Source organism: Pirellulales bacterium, assembly GCA_019636345.1.
GTDB lineage: Bacteria > Planctomycetota > Planctomycetia > Pirellulales > Lacipirellulaceae.
Genome location: JAHBXQ010000008.1, coordinates 97,034 through 112,816 on the forward strand (window position 1 = coordinate 97,034; position 15,783 = coordinate 112,816).

Annotated in this window: 14 protein-coding genes; 6 read left to right on the forward strand and 8 right to left on the reverse strand. The window is 68.2% G+C overall.

Annotation, left to right across the window (positions count from 1 at the left end):
* Window positions 1-77: 77 nt before the first annotated feature.
* A complete protein-coding gene (locus tag KF688_16970) occupies window positions 78-2,255 on the reverse strand; it encodes an enoyl-CoA hydratase/isomerase family protein (protein ID MBX3427374.1) in 2,178 nt (725 codons plus the stop codon).
* Window positions 2,256-2,336: 81 nt separating this feature from the next.
* Between KF688_16970 and KF688_16975 the strand changes: the two genes are divergently transcribed.
* Window positions 2,337-2,891, forward strand: coding sequence for a DUF4430 domain-containing protein (locus tag KF688_16975; protein ID MBX3427375.1), 555 nt, complete (start codon window positions 2,337-2,339; stop codon window positions 2,889-2,891).
* Window positions 2,892-2,929: 38 nt separating this feature from the next.
* On the opposite strand, the gene KF688_16980 is transcribed toward KF688_16975, so the two are convergent.
* Window positions 2,930-3,232 carry a type II toxin-antitoxin system RelE/ParE family toxin gene (locus KF688_16980; GenBank protein MBX3427376.1) on the reverse strand — a complete coding sequence of 101 codons (303 nt, stop codon included), beginning with the start codon at window positions 3,230-3,232 and terminating at the stop codon, window positions 2,930-2,932.
* 4 nt (window positions 3,233-3,236) lie between these two features.
* Complete coding sequence (locus KF688_16985; protein MBX3427377.1) at window positions 3,237-3,488, reverse strand: hypothetical protein; 252 nt, start codon at window positions 3,486-3,488, stop codon at window positions 3,237-3,239.
* A 177-nt stretch (window positions 3,489-3,665) separates the two neighbouring features.
* On the opposite strand from KF688_16985, the gene KF688_16990 reads away from it, so the two are divergent.
* Window positions 3,666-4,214 carry a hypothetical protein gene (locus KF688_16990; GenBank protein MBX3427378.1) on the forward strand — a complete coding sequence of 183 codons (549 nt, stop codon included), beginning with the start codon at window positions 3,666-3,668 and terminating at the stop codon, window positions 4,212-4,214.
* 13 nt (window positions 4,215-4,227) lie between these two features.
* On the opposite strand, the gene KF688_16995 is transcribed toward KF688_16990, so the two are convergent.
* Window positions 4,228-5,595, reverse strand: a complete 1,368-nt coding sequence (locus KF688_16995; GenBank protein ID MBX3427379.1) for a hypothetical protein — start codon at window positions 5,593-5,595, stop codon at window positions 4,228-4,230.
* A 263-nt stretch (window positions 5,596-5,858) separates the two neighbouring features.
* Between KF688_16995 and KF688_17000 the strand changes: the two genes are divergently transcribed.
* The gene (locus KF688_17000; protein ID MBX3427380.1) at window positions 5,859-6,791 is read left to right on the forward strand and encodes a histone deacetylase; all 933 of its coding nucleotides are present in this window, start codon (window positions 5,859-5,861) and stop codon (window positions 6,789-6,791) included.
* Window positions 6,792-6,797: 6 nt separating this feature from the next.
* On the opposite strand, the gene KF688_17005 is transcribed toward KF688_17000, so the two are convergent.
* Window positions 6,798-9,056, reverse strand: a complete 2,259-nt coding sequence (locus KF688_17005; protein MBX3427381.1) for a hypothetical protein — start codon at window positions 9,054-9,056, stop codon at window positions 6,798-6,800.
* Window positions 9,057-9,179: 123 nt separating this feature from the next.
* Window positions 9,180-10,835, reverse strand: a complete 1,656-nt coding sequence (locus KF688_17010) for a hypothetical protein (GenBank protein MBX3427382.1) — start codon at window positions 10,833-10,835, stop codon at window positions 9,180-9,182.
* Window positions 10,836-11,039: 204 nt separating this feature from the next.
* Here KF688_17010 and KF688_17015 point away from each other — a divergent pair, with 204 nt between their 5' ends.
* Window positions 11,040-11,483 (forward strand): DUF393 domain-containing protein, encoded by a 444-nt coding sequence (locus tag KF688_17015; protein ID MBX3427383.1) that lies wholly within the window; start codon window positions 11,040-11,042, stop codon window positions 11,481-11,483.
* A 66-nt stretch (window positions 11,484-11,549) separates the two neighbouring features.
* Here the strand turns inward: KF688_17015 and KF688_17020 are convergent, their stop codons facing one another.
* Window positions 11,550-11,777: a small basic protein gene (locus KF688_17020; GenBank protein MBX3427384.1), complete on the reverse strand. Its 228-nt coding sequence runs from the start codon at window positions 11,775-11,777 to the stop codon at window positions 11,550-11,552.
* Between the two features lie 416 nt (window positions 11,778-12,193).
* On the opposite strand from KF688_17020, the gene KF688_17025 reads away from it, so the two are divergent.
* Both KF688_17025 and KF688_17030 read left to right on the forward strand, forming a co-directional pair.
* Entirely contained in the window at window positions 12,194-12,820 is a 627-nt protein-coding gene (locus KF688_17025) for a hypothetical protein (GenBank protein MBX3427385.1), read from the forward strand.
* A gap of 89 nt (window positions 12,821-12,909) precedes the next feature.
* The gene (locus KF688_17030; GenBank protein ID MBX3427386.1) at window positions 12,910-14,364 is read left to right on the forward strand and encodes a Gfo/Idh/MocA family oxidoreductase; all 1,455 of its coding nucleotides are present in this window, start codon (window positions 12,910-12,912) and stop codon (window positions 14,362-14,364) included.
* Window positions 14,365-14,426: 62 nt separating this feature from the next.
* On the opposite strand, the gene KF688_17035 is transcribed toward KF688_17030, so the two are convergent.
* Window positions 14,427-15,440 carry an alpha/beta hydrolase gene (locus KF688_17035; GenBank protein MBX3427387.1) on the reverse strand — a complete coding sequence of 338 codons (1,014 nt, stop codon included), beginning with the start codon at window positions 15,438-15,440 and terminating at the stop codon, window positions 14,427-14,429.
* Window positions 15,441-15,783 lie beyond the last annotated feature (343 nt).

The window sequence follows — 15,783 nt, forward strand, 5'->3', positions numbered from 1 at the left end:
AGTCGGTCGCAACGTTCGCTGAGGCGTCAGCGTCGCCGGGCGGCCCGCGAGAGGCATCGCGGCGCCCCCGGGATCGCTCACCCCGTCAGCGAATAAAACTTCCCGTCGGCACGGGCGACGCGGAGCAGGGTTTCGGTCGGTTCGTAGCGCCCGCCCAGCGGGGCGAAGGTTTCGAGTTTTTCCAGAATCGCCTGCGCCCCGACCGTGCCGGCCCAAAAGAACAGCCCGCCGCGGAACGGGGGGAAGCCGATGCCGTAGATCAACGCCAGATCCAATTCGGCCGGACTGGCGACGATCCCTTCCTCCAGGATCCGCGTCGCCTCGAGCAGCATCGGCAGGACGAGCCGGTCGGCCAGTTCGTCCCCCGACCGCTTGCGGCGTGCGGCGGCGTCCCCTGGGCCCGCGGCGTCGACGATCGCCTGCGCCGCGGCGCTGGGGGACGCCTTGTCGGGCTTGTGCGGATTGGCGTAGTCGAAAAACCCCTTGCCCGCTTTCTTGCCGAGTCGGCCCGCCGCGACCATCGTCGACAAGAGCGGCGCCTGAACGACCCGGTCGGGGAACGCCTCGTGCATCACCTCGCCGGCGTGGAGCGCCACGTCGAGTCCCACCGTGTCGTACAGCTCGATCGGCCCCATCGGCATGCCGAACGACTTGGCCGCGCGATCGATCTGCTTGATCGACGCCCCCTCGGACAGCAGGACCAACGCCTCGTTCATGTACGGCATCAGCACGCGGTTGACGACGAACCCCGGGCCGTCCTCGACCACGATCGGGCTCTTGCCCAGTTGCAGCGCGTAGGCGACGGCCGTGGCGATCGTCGCGTCGCTGGCGCCCGGGCCGCGGATCACCTCGACCAGCGGCATCCGCCGCACGGGGTTGAAGAAGTGAAGCCCGCAGAACCGCTCGGGATGTGCGAGCCCTGATGCGAGGCGGGCGACGGGGATCGTCGAGGTGTTGGTTGCCAGGATCGCGTGCGGGGCGAGCTTCGGCTCGAGTCGGGCGTAGAGCGCTCGTTTCGCGGCGCCGTTCTCGTAGATCGCCTCGACGACGAAATCGGCCAGCGCCACTTCGTCGTCGTCGATCGTGCCGTTCACCAGCGAGGAGATTTCGAGCACCTTCGCCGGCGCGGGACCGCGGAGCTTGCGGTCGTAGCTCGCCTCGTTGACGGTCGCCGCGAAGCCCCGCCGCACCGCGTCCATCGAGACGTCGGCTAGCGTCACGGGCAGGCCCCGCTTGGCGTTCGCGGCGGCGATCCCCTGGCCCATCACCCCGGCGCCGACGACCGCGGCGGTCCGCACGTTTCGCGGCGCCGTTTCGGCGAGCTTGTTCGCGCTGCGCTTGTGGCCGTCCTGCAGGAAGAAGACGTGCAGCAGCGCCCGATTCACCGGCGAGCCCCACAGCGGGCCGAACGCTTCGGACTCGATCGCGCACGCCGCGGGCAAATCGACCGTCGCGCCGCCGATCATCGCCTCGAGCGCCGCCAGCGGGGCTGGGTAGTTTCCCCCCGTCTTTCCCTGGATGTACGCGTTGGCGGTCGCGGCCAGAAACGCCAATTCCGTGTCCGACATCGGCAGCGGTTGCGACCACCGCTCGCGATCGCGGAGGTAGTCGCCCGAGGTCTGTTCGGCGCGAATCAGCCGCACCGCGGCGGCCAACAGGGCGTCGCCGGCGGGATGCTCGGCGACGACGTCGGACACGAGCCCCATGGCCCAGGCCGCGTCGGCGTCGATCGGTTCGCCGCCGGTGATTAGCTCGATCGCGTTGCTCAGCCCGATCACCCGCGGCGTGCGGGCCGTCCCCCCCCAGCCGGGAAGCAGCCCAAGCTTGACCTCGGGAAAGCCGAAGTTCGTCCGGCCGTCGCGCACCATGATCCGGCGATCGCACCAGATGGCCAATTCCGCCCCGCCCCCCAGGCAGACCCCCTCGATCGCCGCGACGGTGACGAACGGCGCCCGGGCCAGTCGGCCGAACAGCTCGTGCCCTTGGCGGGAAAGCTTCATCACGTCGGCGGTCGGTTCGTTGATGCTCGCGGCAAACTCCCGCAGATCGGCCCCCGCGATGAAGCTGCCCGGCTTGGTCGAGCGGATCACCAGCCCGGCCAGCCCGGGGCGCTTCGACAGCGCGACCAACTTCTGCTCGAACGCGTGCAGCACCGACCGCAGCAGCACGTTCGCGCCCTTGGCCGGGTCGTTGATCGAGAGGACCGCAATGTCCTCCGCGGGGAAATCGAGCGACAGAATCGCCGGGTCGGCCATGACAAGCCTCAAAAATACCGTGCGTCTTGAAAAGCGGAATGCGTCTGCGCGGCGCAGCCTTGCGGATCTCGCGCAATTGCTATGCTGTATCTTATGACCGCCGACCCGTTACGCACAGACGCCGCGCTTGCCGGGGGAGCGGTGCGCACGGTCGATGCGGAGCGGTGGTGGGCGTTGCCGCTCATGTTGGCGCTGCTGGTCGGCGTCGTGGCGGCTTTCGGATTCTGGACCACCGGGGGACAATTCCCCAACACGAGACGCCCGGACGCGCAGATCGTCCCCTCGCCGTCGCCGCAGGGCGACTCGGTGAGCCTGGCGATCGACTTCGGCAACGGCGCGCGGCGCGAGTTCGCCGCCCTCCCCTGGCGCCCGCAGATGACGGTCGCCGATCTCATGGAGGCGGCGCGCGAATTCCGCCCGGGGATCGCCTACGAGCAGCAAGGAACCGGCGCCGGGGCGTTCCTCACCGCACTTGAGGGGGTGGCCGGCGAAGGCGCGGGGGGCCGCTGGTGGCAATACCTCGTCAACGACCGCCCCGCCAACGACAGCTTCGGCGTCCACGAGCTCAACCCCGGCGACCGCGTCTTGTGGAGATTCGCCGCGGGGGACGAGCAGGACGAACTGGCGACGGAGTGATCCTGTCGCCAGCCCGAAATGATCGAGCAGGCAAAGCGCTAGCGATCGTCGAACAAGGCTGGGTAGTCGCGGGCTGCGTCGAGAATCCGCATCACTTCGATTCCCTCCGAAGTTGGCCGATAGACGACGATCCACCGCTGTGCGGGAAAACAGCGAATGTTCAGACCCAGATCGGGGCGCGCCTCGCCGATCAGCGGATGAGCGGCGTACTCGTTGCACTTTGCGACGAGGTTCTCGACGACCCGCTCGGCCGCGAGCGGTCGAGCTTGCTCCACGGCGATGAACAGAGCGATCTCCTGCAGATCCTGCTCTGCGGCGGGGGTACGAACGGCATAGGCCACGTCGTTAGCGCCCTTCAGCCGCCAGCCGGGTTCGGAGCGCCGCCTTCGTCGCCTCGACGTCGAACGGGGCGCTCTGACCAGCGGCGCTTTGCTCTTCGGCGACGCGAATTTTGTCCTTCAGATCCAAGAGTTGCCGCTGATGCTCGCGGAACTGCTCGACGGCCGCCTCAAGCGACGCCGGCCCTCGTCCGGCGGCAATCTGCGGACCGATGAAGTCGTGGAACAACTGGACTTCGCTGGGTGAATTTGCAGACATGCGCGGTGAACTCCTCGTCGAGCATTATACCTGAGGCGGGATGGCAGGCCAACGAATCCGGTTTCCTCCGCTCTCGGACCGCGTCTTGTGGACATTCGCCGCGGAGGGGTACAATTCGGGGCCCTGAAAATTCTTGCCCGCCTGCCGCGGCTAGCGGCCGAACTGGGAGCGTCTGCTGTGAATCGATCGGTCTTGCGCGACGTGTTGGTCTTCGCCCTGTTGGTGATCCTGGGGATCGCCGGTCGTTGGGCTCAGCCGACGTGGAACTTCACCCCGCTGGCCGCCACGGCCGCGTGTGCCGGATTCTACTTCCGGCAGTGGCTTCCCGCGCTGCTTGTGCCCGTCGCGACGCTGGTCGTTTCGGACTTGTGCTTGCGATCGCACGACAGCTTGGCCGTCCTGGCGAGCGTCCACGTGATGATGCTGTTGCCGCTGGCCTTGGGGCGTTTGGCCCAACGGACGACCGGTTGGCGCCGCGCCGGGTGCTGGGTCGCCACGGGCGTGGTCCCCGCGACGGCGTTTTTCCTCGTCACGAACTTTGCCGTCTGGGCCTTTCAGAGCCACTATCCGACGACCCTCGCGGGGCTGGCCGAGTGCTATGTCGCGGGGATTCCGTTCTACCGGACGATGCTTGCGGGGGACGTGGTTTACGTCGGCGCCGTGGTCGCCGCGCTGGCGGCGGCTCGGTGGATCGAGACGCCGGCTCCGGCCGGGCAACTCGCTTGAGCTTGGGCGCCGCTTAGGTCGCGGCGACGCCCGCCGGCTCTTCTTCGGCCGCCGGCAGCCAAGCGTCGACCAGCGGCTTGATGTCGCGGGCCGCGACGAGCACCGCTGCGGCGACGTCGTCGTCGATCGCTCCGCGCGCGACCGTCGCGGCGACCAGCGTCTTGATCACGCCGCGCATCTCGGTGATCCGCTGCTTAAGTTGCTCCGGGGCGGCGGCCTGGACCGCTTCGAGCCCGGCGTCCACCGCGACGATCCGATCGAGCATCCGGCGCTTTTCGTAGCGCGGGCCGGTCTCCATCGGGGCGCCGATGCCGCCCCCGCCGAAACCGCCGCCGAACTCGCCTCTACCGTACCCCCCTCCTGGGCCGCCAAAACCTCCCCCAAATCCGGGGCCGAACCCGCCGGCGCCGGCCAGCAATTCGTCCTGGTAATCGCGAGCCGCTTTGCGTTCGTCGGTGAGCACGTCCCACGCCAAGTCGGCCAGGGCCGGGCCCAGGATCTGAGCCTCGGGCCCGCCGGGGGCGAATTTCATCTGCTTGAGCAGCGCCGCCGTCTGGCACCGTTCGGGGAGCTTGATCGAACCGTCGCCGATCAGTTTGGCAAACGCGGCCGTGACCTCGGGGGTCGGCCCCTGGGCGAATTGGTTCGCAAGCACTTCGGCCGCCTGCACCCGCATCCAGTTGTACACCGTTCGCGTGACGTCGTCCGGGATCTCCTCGCGGTCGATCACCCCCAGGGCCGCCTTGGCGACGCGCTCGGCCAGCTTCGGGTCGACGCCGAACTTGGCGTGCCGCTGCAGCCCGACCAGGGCGGCCACCTTGACCGAGGAGGGGATTTCGTTCCCCTTCCATTCGTCGTTCTCGGCCAGGATCAACAGCGCACTGGTGGCGGTCGACGAGACGACGGGCGCCTGGCCCCGCTCGCTCTTGTCGTCCAGGGCGCCGATGATCAGCACCGCGTTGTACCGACACGCGGGGTGATAGTTGCCGAAGGCGATTTTGCCGCACTCCTTGATCGCCAAGGTGTTGAGATGCGTCCGCGCCTCGGCCGAGGGGGTCGAGCCGATGTACCGCTGGAACAACTCCTTGCGGGCCTTGGCGAGGTTCCCCAGGCTGTCGGCACGGGTGCTGGTCATCAGCGGGAAGAAGTATCCCGAGAAGAAGGCGTCGAGCACGCGCTTGTCCGCGTCGGTCGGAGGGCCGCTGTTACGGAGGATCTTCCCGACCTCAAGGGCCGCTTGCTTTCCCTTGGCGTCGGTGAGCTTCGGTTCGCTTTCGTCATAGCGACCCGATTGGGCGCCGGCGCGCGGCAAGAGCGCCAGCCCGACCGCCGCCGCGGCCAGCAGGCCGACGACGCGGCATTGGCGAGAGAATCCCCACATGGCCTCGACTCCTCGATGGCGAGATCGACTGTTCCGGACGTCCCGCGCACAGAGCGACGCAACCATCGCCGGCGCGGGTCGATAAGCGGAGCGCCCCGGTCCCGGCCAGAGCCGCCGCGACGAGAACGCCCCTCTTGCACACTACTCACCGAGCGACGGAAATGTCAAGCTGGCAGGGAGTTAGGCCTCGCATCCCGGCCGAGAAAAACAGGCCGTCGCGGCGCGAATCGGCATTCCCCTCACGTCCAAACTCCCCGCGATCCATGACGCTTCTGTACGCCTCGCCCCGATTTCTGGACCATGACACGGGCGTCCATCCCGAGTCCCCCCGCCGGCTCAAGGCGATCGCCCGGCAGCTCACAGCGGACGGCTGGCCCGAGCGGTGCGTCCAACCGTCCTGGGAGCCGGCCGGTCGGGCCGAAATCGAGGCGGTCCACACGGCCGACCATCTGGCCGCCTTGTGCGAGATGGCCGCTCGCGGCGGCGGGCGACCCGACGCCGACACGGTCGTCTCGCCCGAGTCGTACGACGTCGCCCTGCTCGCCGCGGGGGCCGTGTGCGACGCGGTGCGACGGGTCGTCGCCGGCGAGGATCGCACGGCCCTGTGCCTCGTGCGACCCCCGGGGCATCACGCCATGCCGCACCATGCGATGGGGTTTTGCCTGCTGGGCAACGCGGCGATCGCCGCCCGGCTGGCCGTCGACGCCCTGGGGCTCGAGCGGGCTCTGGTCGTCGACTGGGACGTCCACCACGGCAACGGCACCCAGGCGATGCTGTACGACGATCCGCGGGTCGGATTCTTCTCGGCTCACCGGTGGCCTTTTTACCCCGGATCCGGGGACGAGGACGAGACGGGGGCCGGCCCCGGGCTGGGGACGACGCGCAACTTGCCGCTGCACTTCGGCATCTCGCGGCGCGAGTACCTGACTCGGTTCGCCGACGCCCTGGGCGAACTGGCCGACCGGGTGCGGCCGCAACTGATCGTCGTCAGCGCGGGTTTCGACGCCCATCGGGCCGACCCGGTCGGTTCGCTGGGACTGGAGAGCGAGGACTACATCGAACTGACCCGCAGCGTGCAGCAGATCGCCGCGACGCATGCCGCGGGGCGAGTCGTCAGCGTGCTCGAGGGGGGCTACAACACGGCCGTGCTGGCTGAGTGCGTGAGCCTGCACCTGGGACAGTTGCTGAGCGCATGAGCCGGACTACGGCAATTGCCAGCCGAGGGTCAGCCAGTGATCGTCGCAGAGGAAATCGGCGAGTCGCAATTCGCCGAGCCCCTCGATTCGGATCGGCGGGACGTCGATCTCGCCGGGGAATCCTTGCCCCGCCTCGGCGCGGGCGGTCATGTTCTTGGCCAGCGTGTTGCGAAACGCCGAATCGCGGCCCGCCATCCGCGTGTCCCAGGCCGGATCGAACCCGGTGGGCAGCGCCTCGATGTCTCCCGTGCGGACCAGCACGATCCGATTGCCGCGACGCTGCGGCCGGTATCGCACCAGGATGTCCCAGTCCTTGTACTCGTCCTCGTCCGAGGCGAGCCGCGCCGCCCGCAGCCGCACCGTCAGCAGGTCGTCGTCGAAGGTCACGCCGATCGGCGCCTCGGCGTTGAGCCGCATCGACCACGGCTTGAACGGCGGCGTCCCGGCCGGGGGATGCAGCACCGGGGCGTCTTCGGCTCCGACATTGTTTTGCTTTGCCCGAGGAGGTTTCGCGGCGGCCTCTTTGAGCCACGGGGGAGCGTCGCCGGCGATTTTCAGCGGAGCGTCCTCGGCGTCCTGCGACAGTCGCACGCCCGCCATTGCCACAGCCAGGTAGTTGTCGACCGCCGACTCGTGGAGCCGCACCGACAGGTCCCGCGACCGGCTCGCCGCGGGGGGCGGGCCGTCGGCGCCCAGTTGGTTTCGTCGCGCCAGCGCCGCGACGATGCGCAGATCCTCGGCCGTCGACGACATCCGCAGCACCTCGGGAAAGAATCCCTGCCGCACGAGCGGGATGCGTACCTTCTCCTCATACCGGGCCCGCCCTTCGGCGACCGCGGCGGCCAGCTCCTCGTCGAAGTTCTCGCGAAGCTGGTTCGCGGCGTTGCGGGCGCCGATCATCTCCGATTGGCGTTTCTGCTGGCCGGCCCGCTTCCAGGCGACTTTCTCGATAAGCTTGTGGGCGAACTGACCGCCGGTCTTGTTGATCGCGTGAATCTTCGACCGCGTGTCGGCGTCGCTGACCGCCGCCCCGGTGACGAATCCCGCGTCGCTGAAGTGCACCCGCTTCACGGCCGCCAGCGCGGTGGTCGAGGTGCTGCGGATTTTCACCGGGCCGTTGTAGCCGTTGGTGTCGGCGTAGGCGTCGCCCTCGAATTGGGCGACCAGCGCGATCGCATCGTCCCACGGCACAGGCTGCAGCCGCACGCCCCCCAGCGTACGCGACGTGCCGTAGATCCGCGTCCCCAGGATCGTCTGCCGCACCGGCCGGACCGTGTCGACCGGCGGACGGGGGACGCGATTGACGAACTCTCCCGAGACGATCGCATAGAGATTCGGTTGGGCGAGCTCGCGGCGCACCGTGGCGACCAGCTCGGGCGAATCGCCGAGTTCATCGACGACCCCCAGCACACGAGACGCCAGCCAGGGGGTTTCGCTCGTTCGCTTATCGCTCAGCCGCTCCAACTGGCGGCCCAATTGGCCGATCAACCGGGCGTAGTCCGCGGCCGGATCGCGCTGTTTGCCGGCGACGTGCCAGGCAGCGACGGCCCGGTACCGATCGAGCGACTGCCGCAGCCGGCGGAACTCCTTCAGCTCAAGTCCCGGATGGTTTGCGTAGAGACGGTCGGAGACCAGGGCCAGATCGGCGAGCGCTCGTCGGTCGGGGAGGTCGTCCCCTGCAAGCTGCGGGGCGAGCAGGTCCCAGCGGAGGTATTTGTTCCAGCTTTCCGTCTGGGGTGAGCCGGAGCCGAGCCGCTCGTGCAACTGGCCGGCCCGGGCGCGGAGCTCGCCCCGAGCCGCCTCGAATTCCTGCCGCGAGACGGTGCGATAGTCCCCCGCCGCGGCCGCGGCGACGTCGGCCAGCCGACCAGATTGCGATTGAGCGGTACGCAGCTCGCGATGCCACTGGTCGAGCGCCGAGCGGACGGCCTGGAACTTCGGCCCCGCAAGCCCCGGACGGTCGGCGTGATACCGGGCGAGGACCCGCCCCGCATCGGCCGCGGGGGCGTCGGCGGGATCGGCCAGCAACTCGCCCAGCCGGTCGTTGTGCAAGTAAGCGTTCCACCGCCGGCCGTTGTCGTCGTCGCCGAGCCACGTTTGCAACTCGGCCAGGGCGGCGGCGGTTTGTGCGGCAGCCGCCGAGGGCGCCGGATCGGCCGCGAACGCCCACCGGGCGCCCGCACCGGCCAGGATCGACCAAGCTGCGGCGACGCCGGCCAGCCCCGAGAGGCTCAAGCGCCGCGAGAATGTGTAAGCCGCCTTCATCTACCGTTCATCCGCGGGGGAGCGTGTCCCAGCGACCCGGGGCCGCCGACTGCCGCCCATCTTACCCAGACGGAAGGCTTTCCGCCATTTGAGCCCGCGCGCGGCGCGGCTCTCGCCGGGGGGTCATTCGCCGTCGCGGAAACGTTGGAAGTACTCTTCCGTGTGCTCCAGCCGGGATTTGGGGAGCCGCTCGATCACCAGCGGGTCGGCCGGTTCGCTGGCCTGCGAGGTCATCTGCTCCTTGACCGCCTCAAGGACTTCGCCGCGGAGGTTCGGGCCGTCGGCTTCCCCCACGATCACCGCGGCGCCCTGGCCGAGTTTCTGCTTCACTTGCGAGTCGCGAGCTGCGGCGGGGTCGTCCTTGTCCGATCGAGGACCGAATCCGGCTCGGCCCTTGCCGATGCCGTCGCCCGACTTGCCCCCCTTGTTTCCCAACTGCCGGCCGCCGGCGCCGTTGCAATCTTCGCACCCGGCGCCCTGGCACTCCTGACAGCCCATCGCGTCTTTGGCCATCTGCAGTTGGTCCATCGCCATTTCGAGCATCTCTCCCTCGGCCATCTGCTGTTGCAAGTTTTCCAACTGCTGGGCGAGCTGCTCCATCGCCTTGGCCGCGCCCTGCTGATCGCCCTGCTGCATCGCTTGCTGGGCTTGCTGCAGTTGCTGGGCCAACTGCTGCATTTGCTGGTTCTGCGTTTGCTGCTGGGCCAGCTTGTCGAGCTTCTGCTGCAATTGCCCCGCTTGTTGCAGGTCGCCTTTCTGTTTGGCTTCTTCGATTTGCTTTTTGAGCTCTTCCATCGCCTGCTTCTTCTGCTTGGCCGCTTCGCCCAGTTTCTGGGCAAGCTGGTCGAGTTGCTTCTGAAGCTGTTCTTTCGCGTTGGCGTCGAGTTTGCCGTCTTTGACCTGCTGAGCGAGCTTCTCCAGTTCCTCTTTGGCCTTCTTCCAATCGCCCTGTTTCATGGCCTCGGCCATCTTCTCGGCCGGCCCCTTGGACATGTTTTTCATCCCTTCGAGCTGCTTGCGCAGCTCGGAGTCGCCCCCCAATTGCTCGCGCCGTTTCTCCAGTTGCTGGGCCAAGTCGTTGAGTTTGAGAAGCGCTTTCTTGCGATCGAGATTGTCCTTGATCGCGATCTCCTCGGTCTTCTTCTCAAGCTGCTTGAACAACTCCTCGGCGTCCTTGAGCCCTGCCTTGGCGGCCTCCTCCTTGCGCTGGACGAGCCGTTCGCGCACGGCTTTGGCGGTCTCGTCGAGCTGCTGCTTGGTGAGCGCGGCGTCGGTCGCGGTGCTTTTGGCCTCGCGGTTGTCGACGAGGGTCGCCAAGACGAAGGCGATCACCGCCGGCGCCAGCGGCAGCCACGCTCGCCGCCGTGGCCGGACCTGGAACCGCGATTCGATCTCGACCTTGGCGATCGCCCGCACGGCGTCGGCCACGAGCGCTTTGCCCGCAGGCGTGTCGAGCGCCTCGGGGGGGAGCGACAGGCTGCTGGCCACCCGCTCGCGGAGTTCGAAGCGGCGATCGATTTCCATCGCCGCGTCGAGATCGCTGCGCCCCCGGAACCAAGTCCACGCCAGAGCCGACAGAACGGCCAGCCCCGCGCCGCCTACGAGCCAGAGCAGGTTCCAATTCGCGGGCAGGTTCTCGACGACGACGAGCTTGGGGACCGCGATCCCCGCGACCGCCGAGGCCAGCCCGGCCATGAGACAGGCGACGAGCCGGTCGAGAAACAACTCGGTCGACATCCGCCGCCGCGCCCGAGCGACCTGTTCGCGCAACTGGTCCATGGCGATTCGTCCTGGGAATGGAAGAGCGAGAGCAAGACCGCGCCGGCCACGCCAGCAGGCATTGTACCGCCGCGATCTGACAGGGTCACGCTGGGCGCCAGCCGTCCGTCCGGTTGTGGGGTACAATGGATTGGTCAGCGGCTCAAGCAGGCCGCTTCCCTCGATTCGTGAACGCCAGCCGCCCCTGTCGCCCGTGACAATCCCATGACGTCTTGCTCGATTCCCGCCGCCGACGCCCCGCTGCCGACCCCGGCCGAGCGGCCGGGAACCGACGTCGTGCTGTACGACGGGGCCTGCGGCATTTGCACGACCGGCGTGCGCAGGCTTCTCTGGTGGGATTGCCAGCGAAAGCTGTCATACCTGTCGCTCCATGACCCGGAGGTGGCGCGGCGCTGGCCCGACTTGCCGATCGAGCGGCTCTACGACGAGATGTGCATCGTCGACCGCACCGGTCGGCGACACTGGGGGCCGTACGCGATCCGCTATCTCACCAAGCGTTTGCGACGGTTGTGGTGGGCGATGCCCGCGGCGTACTTTCCCGGCAGCATGCTCGTGGGCAAGCCGCTGTACCGGTGGATCGCCAGAAACCGCTACCGCCTCAGCGGCCAGCAGTGCGAAAACGGCGCGTGCAAACTGCACGTGCGATAGCAGCGAGAACAATCGTCGCCGCAACGGGCGCGCCGGCACGCACAGTCCGTTCCGCGGGACGGACGGCTACTTCTTCTTGGCCGGCGCTGCGGCGGCGGCATCGTCTTCCTTGGTCTTCTTCTTTTTCTTCTTCATCGAGAGCTTCTTGACCCGCACCTTGGGGAGTCCGATGGGGGACGATTCCTCGGTCCAACGCTCCATTTCCTGGAGCTTCTTGACGCGCTCGGCGCGGGTCAACACGGTGCGGGTGCTCACGGCGCCGCGCTTCACCTTGAGGCTCTTGTCGATCGTCATCGCATCGTCTCCGCTCGGCGTCGGGCTGCGAAATTCGGGCAGCCGGCCGGTCTCGTAAGGGGGGAGCCTCCGGTCGCGGGACCGTGGCGCAGTTCGCTGTTTGGTCATCGGCCTGCAAGGGACGGTGGTCGCCTTAGCCAAGGCAGCCCGGTATTATAGGGGGCTGCCCCGGGGCCCGCAATCGCCCCTGGAGGGCGTGTCGCCAGGCCGATCGCCCTCGCCGGAGGGCGGCCCGGGTCGGGGCAAACCGAGCCCCCGGTCGATCTCGCCAACCCCCACTGGCGGCCCGAGAGGGGCTTGCGGCCTTTCCGGTCACGCGCACTTTTTCGACTTCTTCTCGATAGGCTCCCGTCATGACTCGATTCGCTCCCTGCTTCGTCCTGCTGCTAGCTCTGGCGTCCCCGGTCCGGGCCGAAATGCCTGTGGTCTTCGCCGACGATTTTGAGAAGGGGATGGACCGTTGGCAGACGACCGACCCCGACCCGGCTAAACCGTTCTGGAAAGTGATCGAAACGACCGGCCCGGCCAAGAAGCCGACGCATGTCCTGCGGGTGACGGGCCTCAGCGACTACAAGCCCCCGTTTCGCAGCCCCCACAGCATCGCCTTAGCCAAGGATGTTGTCGTCGGCGATTTTGAGCTGACGGTGAAGGTCCAGAACACCAAGCCCGACGCCGGCCCTCATCGCGACCTGTGTTTGTTCTGGGGCCACCAGGACCCGGCCAAGTTCTACTACGTCCACTTCGGCGCGGTCAGCGATCCCAACGCCTGCCAGATCTTCATCGTCAACAAGGCGGCCCGCACGCCGATCACGGTGAAGACCGCCAAGGGAACCCCCTGGCGCGACGGCTGGCATACGGTGAAGGTCGTCCGCCGCGTCGACGACGGGGCCATGGAGGTCTACTTCGACGATATGGACGAACCGCTGATGACGGCTGAGGACAAAACGTTCGCCTGGGGTCGCGTCGGCCTGGGGACGTTCGATGACCACGGCAACTTCGACGAAGTCGTCCTCCGCGGCGTGAAAGTCGAACCTCCGAAGTAACTCGACCAAACCGACGCCAGCGACGTCCCCGCTCCGCAGGTCTCAGGCCTCATCTCCTAATCCCTTCATCCTTCACCCCTCCTCCCGCTATGTCACTTCCACGTCGCCAATTCCTGTCGCTGGCCGCCGCCGCGAGCGGGGCCGCCCTCACGTCCCGTTGGGCCCAAGCCGATCAGGCCAAAGGACTGCGGGTCGCCGTCATCGGCGTCAACGGCCGCGGACAGGCTCACCTCGCGGGCCTGTCGCGCTACGTGACGGCCATTTGCGACGTCGACGCCAAGGTGCTCGCCCAGCGGGTCGGCAAGTTCGAGGCCGACCACGGCCGCAAAGTCGCCGCGATTCGCGACTACCGCGAGATTATCGACAGCCCCGCGTACGACGCCGTTGCGATCGCCACGCCCAACCACACCCACGCGTTGATCGGCATCGCCGCGATCCAAGCGGGGAAGCACGTCTACGTCGAGAAGCCGGTTTCGCACAACGTGTGGGAAGGGCGCCAACTGGTCGCCGCCGCTGAGAGGAGCGGGGTCATCGTGCAGGTCGGCACGCAGTCGCGCTCGGCCCGGTGCCTGCAGCAGGCGGTCGAGTTCGTCCGCAGCGGCAAGCTCGGCAAAGTGCAGTACGCCCTGGGGACCTGCTACAAGCCGCGACCGCCGATCGGCAAGCTCGACCAACCGCTCGCGATCCCCGACTCGATCGACTACGACCTGTGGTGCGGGCCCGCGGCCAAGGTCGACCTCTACCGGCCGAATCTCCACTACGACTGGCATTGGGACTTCAACACCGGCGCCGGCGACATGGGGAACCAGGGGATCCACCAGATGGACGTCGCGCGGTGGTTCCTGGGGCACGACGCGCTGCCGCCGCGGACGATCAGCATCGGCGGTCGCGTGGGCTACGAAGACGCCGGCAACACGGCCAACAGCCAAGTCGTGCTGCACGACTATCCCGACGCGCCGATCGTGTTCGAGACCCGCGGCCTGCCGCGCTCGAAGGCCGCCCAGGCGCGCTGGGCTTCGGGGATGGAGCGATACCGCGGCTCGCAAATCGGCGTGGTCGTCCAGTGCGAAGGGGGCCGCGTCTACTCCCCCAACACGTATACCGAAGCGATGGCCTACGACAACGACGGCAAGCAGATCCAGCACTGGACCGGCGGCGGCAACCACTTTGCCAACTGGGTCGAAGCGATCGCCGCCGGCGATGCGTCACGGCTCAACGGCCCGGTGCGCGACGGGCACCTGTCGAGCTCCCTGTGCCACGTGGGAAACGTCTCCCACCGCACAGGCCAGGTCCGGACGGCCGAGGAGATCGCCGAGATGGTCTCGAGCAACCCGCTGTTGAGCAGTTCGTTCGACCGCTTGGCGGCCCACCTGCGGGCCAACGAGGTCGACGTCGATTCGGCGCCCGGGGCCCTCACCGCGGGGACTTGGCTGACGATCGATCCGACCGCCGAGCAGGTCGTCGACAACGCCGCCGCCGCGAAGTTGTGGACCCGCGAATACCGCGCCGGCTTCGAGGTCCCGCAGGTCGCGGCCCAGGCGTAAACGAGCCGAGCGGCGAAGAGAAGGTTCAAGGCCCAGGCTGCGCCCCGGCGCGCTGTCGCGGTTCAATCGGCCGTGAAGCGCGCGAACATCTCCCCGGCGTGCGAAAGCATGAGCGTCACGTGGCCCGACGGGGGGGCGATCGAGAGCTTGCTGCCGGGGAGTTGGGCGTGCAGCCACTGCGCCATCTCCGCCGGCGCCACCGCGTCGTCGCCGCCGTGGTAGATGGCGATCGGCACGGTCGCCGCCTCGCTCACGCGAAAGCCCCAGTTGGCTCCGAGAAGCCGCGCGTCGTGCACCACCCCGGCCGAGCCGCGCAAGGTCGCTTCCTCGAGCGTCGCCGCAATGTCGTCGCGCAGCCGGGGCGAACTGAGCACGGCCTGCTGCTCGCGGGGGGACCAACTGGCGGCGATCCGCTCGACCACAGATTGGGGCTTCTTGTCCAGACGCCGCCGCATGACGCCGACCCCCGTCTCGCTCAGCCGCGGCCGGCGTTCGAGAAAATCGAGCGTCCGGTCGACGCTCCCCCGCGGAACAGGCGCTTCGCGCGGCGCGTAGGACGACGCCAGCACGAGGTGCGTCACGCGGTTCGGCATGACTTTCGCGCAAGCGAGCGCGTAGGGCGTTCCCCCCGACATGCCGACGACGCCGAACTTGGCGCCTTTGCCGGCCAACGCGTCGACCAACTGGGCGACGTCTCCGGGCCAGTCGAGAATCGTTCGCCTGGGGGCGAAGGTCGAACCGCCGATCCCCGGCCGATTGGGTGCGACGAGCCGGATCCCGGCCCGCCGGGCCTCGTCGGCGACCACTCGTCCGTCGAACCTCGATCCGGGCGTGCCGTGGAAGAACAACACCAGCGGTCCGCGGGGGTCGCCGTACTCGCTGTACTCGATCCGGCGACCGTCGGCGAGCGTGACGGCGCCGCGACCGGCCGAGGCCGCGCTCGGTTCGGCGCGGGCGATCCCGGGACCGAAGACGAGGGCCAGCCCCAGGGCGATCGCCGCCCGGCGGTTCGGGGGGGTGCAACTCGTCGGCGCCAACGACAGGCGCGACGATGCGTCGCGAGAAAGAAGGCGCATCGTGATCGAACTCGTTCCTAAGACTTCTCGTTCCGTCCGTGCGCCCGTCGGGACAGCATACCCGGCTCGCGCCGCGAGCGAAGGGGGGACGAATTCAGAAACCGCAGAGGAACGCCGATGCAGGCGGTTTACCGGAGATTGATCTGCGTCCAGCCGCATTGCTCTGCGGTTTCTGGGATCGCTTCGCAGTGCGTGCGTGCCTGTGCTGTTCACCTGACTGCTAGCATCCACGGCGCGCTCTCAAGCGGCGAGACAAAGCTCGACAGTCGCCGCCCAACAACCAATGCGCCGACGTTGTCGAGTTCGCACGAAAAAGCCCGTCGGAGGCGCGCGGGCGTCTCCG

What these genes read in the sequence shown, in the direction of transcription:
- KF688_17010 (MBX3427382.1), bottom strand. Translation starts at nt 10,835, where the DNA reads ATGGACCAGTTGCGCGAACAGGTCGCTCGGGCGCGGCGGCGGATGTCG.
- KF688_16985 (MBX3427377.1), bottom strand. Translation starts at nt 3,488, where the DNA reads ATGTCTGCAAATTCACCCAGCGAAGTCCAGTTGTTCCACGACTTCATC.
- KF688_17005 (MBX3427381.1), bottom strand. Translation starts at nt 9,056, where the DNA reads ATGAAGGCGGCTTACACATTCTCGCGGCGCTTGAGCCTCTCGGGGCTG.
- KF688_17015 (MBX3427383.1), top strand. Translation starts at nt 11,040, where the DNA reads ATGACGTCTTGCTCGATTCCCGCCGCCGACGCCCCGCTGCCGACCCCG.
- KF688_16995 (MBX3427379.1), bottom strand. Translation starts at nt 5,595, where the DNA reads ATGTGGGGATTCTCTCGCCAATGCCGCGTCGTCGGCCTGCTGGCCGCG.
- KF688_17035 (MBX3427387.1), bottom strand. Translation starts at nt 15,440, where the DNA reads ATGCGCCTTCTTTCTCGCGACGCATCGTCGCGCCTGTCGTTGGCGCCG.
- KF688_17020 (MBX3427384.1), bottom strand. Translation starts at nt 11,777, where the DNA reads ATGACGATCGACAAGAGCCTCAAGGTGAAGCGCGGCGCCGTGAGCACC.
- KF688_17030 (MBX3427386.1), top strand. Translation starts at nt 12,910, where the DNA reads ATGTCACTTCCACGTCGCCAATTCCTGTCGCTGGCCGCCGCCGCGAGC.
- KF688_16975 (MBX3427375.1), top strand. Translation starts at nt 2,337, where the DNA reads ATGCTGTATCTTATGACCGCCGACCCGTTACGCACAGACGCCGCGCTT.
- KF688_16970 (MBX3427374.1), bottom strand. Translation starts at nt 2,255, where the DNA reads ATGGCCGACCCGGCGATTCTGTCGCTCGATTTCCCCGCGGAGGACATT.
- KF688_17000 (MBX3427380.1), top strand. Translation starts at nt 5,859, where the DNA reads ATGACGCTTCTGTACGCCTCGCCCCGATTTCTGGACCATGACACGGGC.
- KF688_17025 (MBX3427385.1), top strand. Translation starts at nt 12,194, where the DNA reads ATGCCTGTGGTCTTCGCCGACGATTTTGAGAAGGGGATGGACCGTTGG.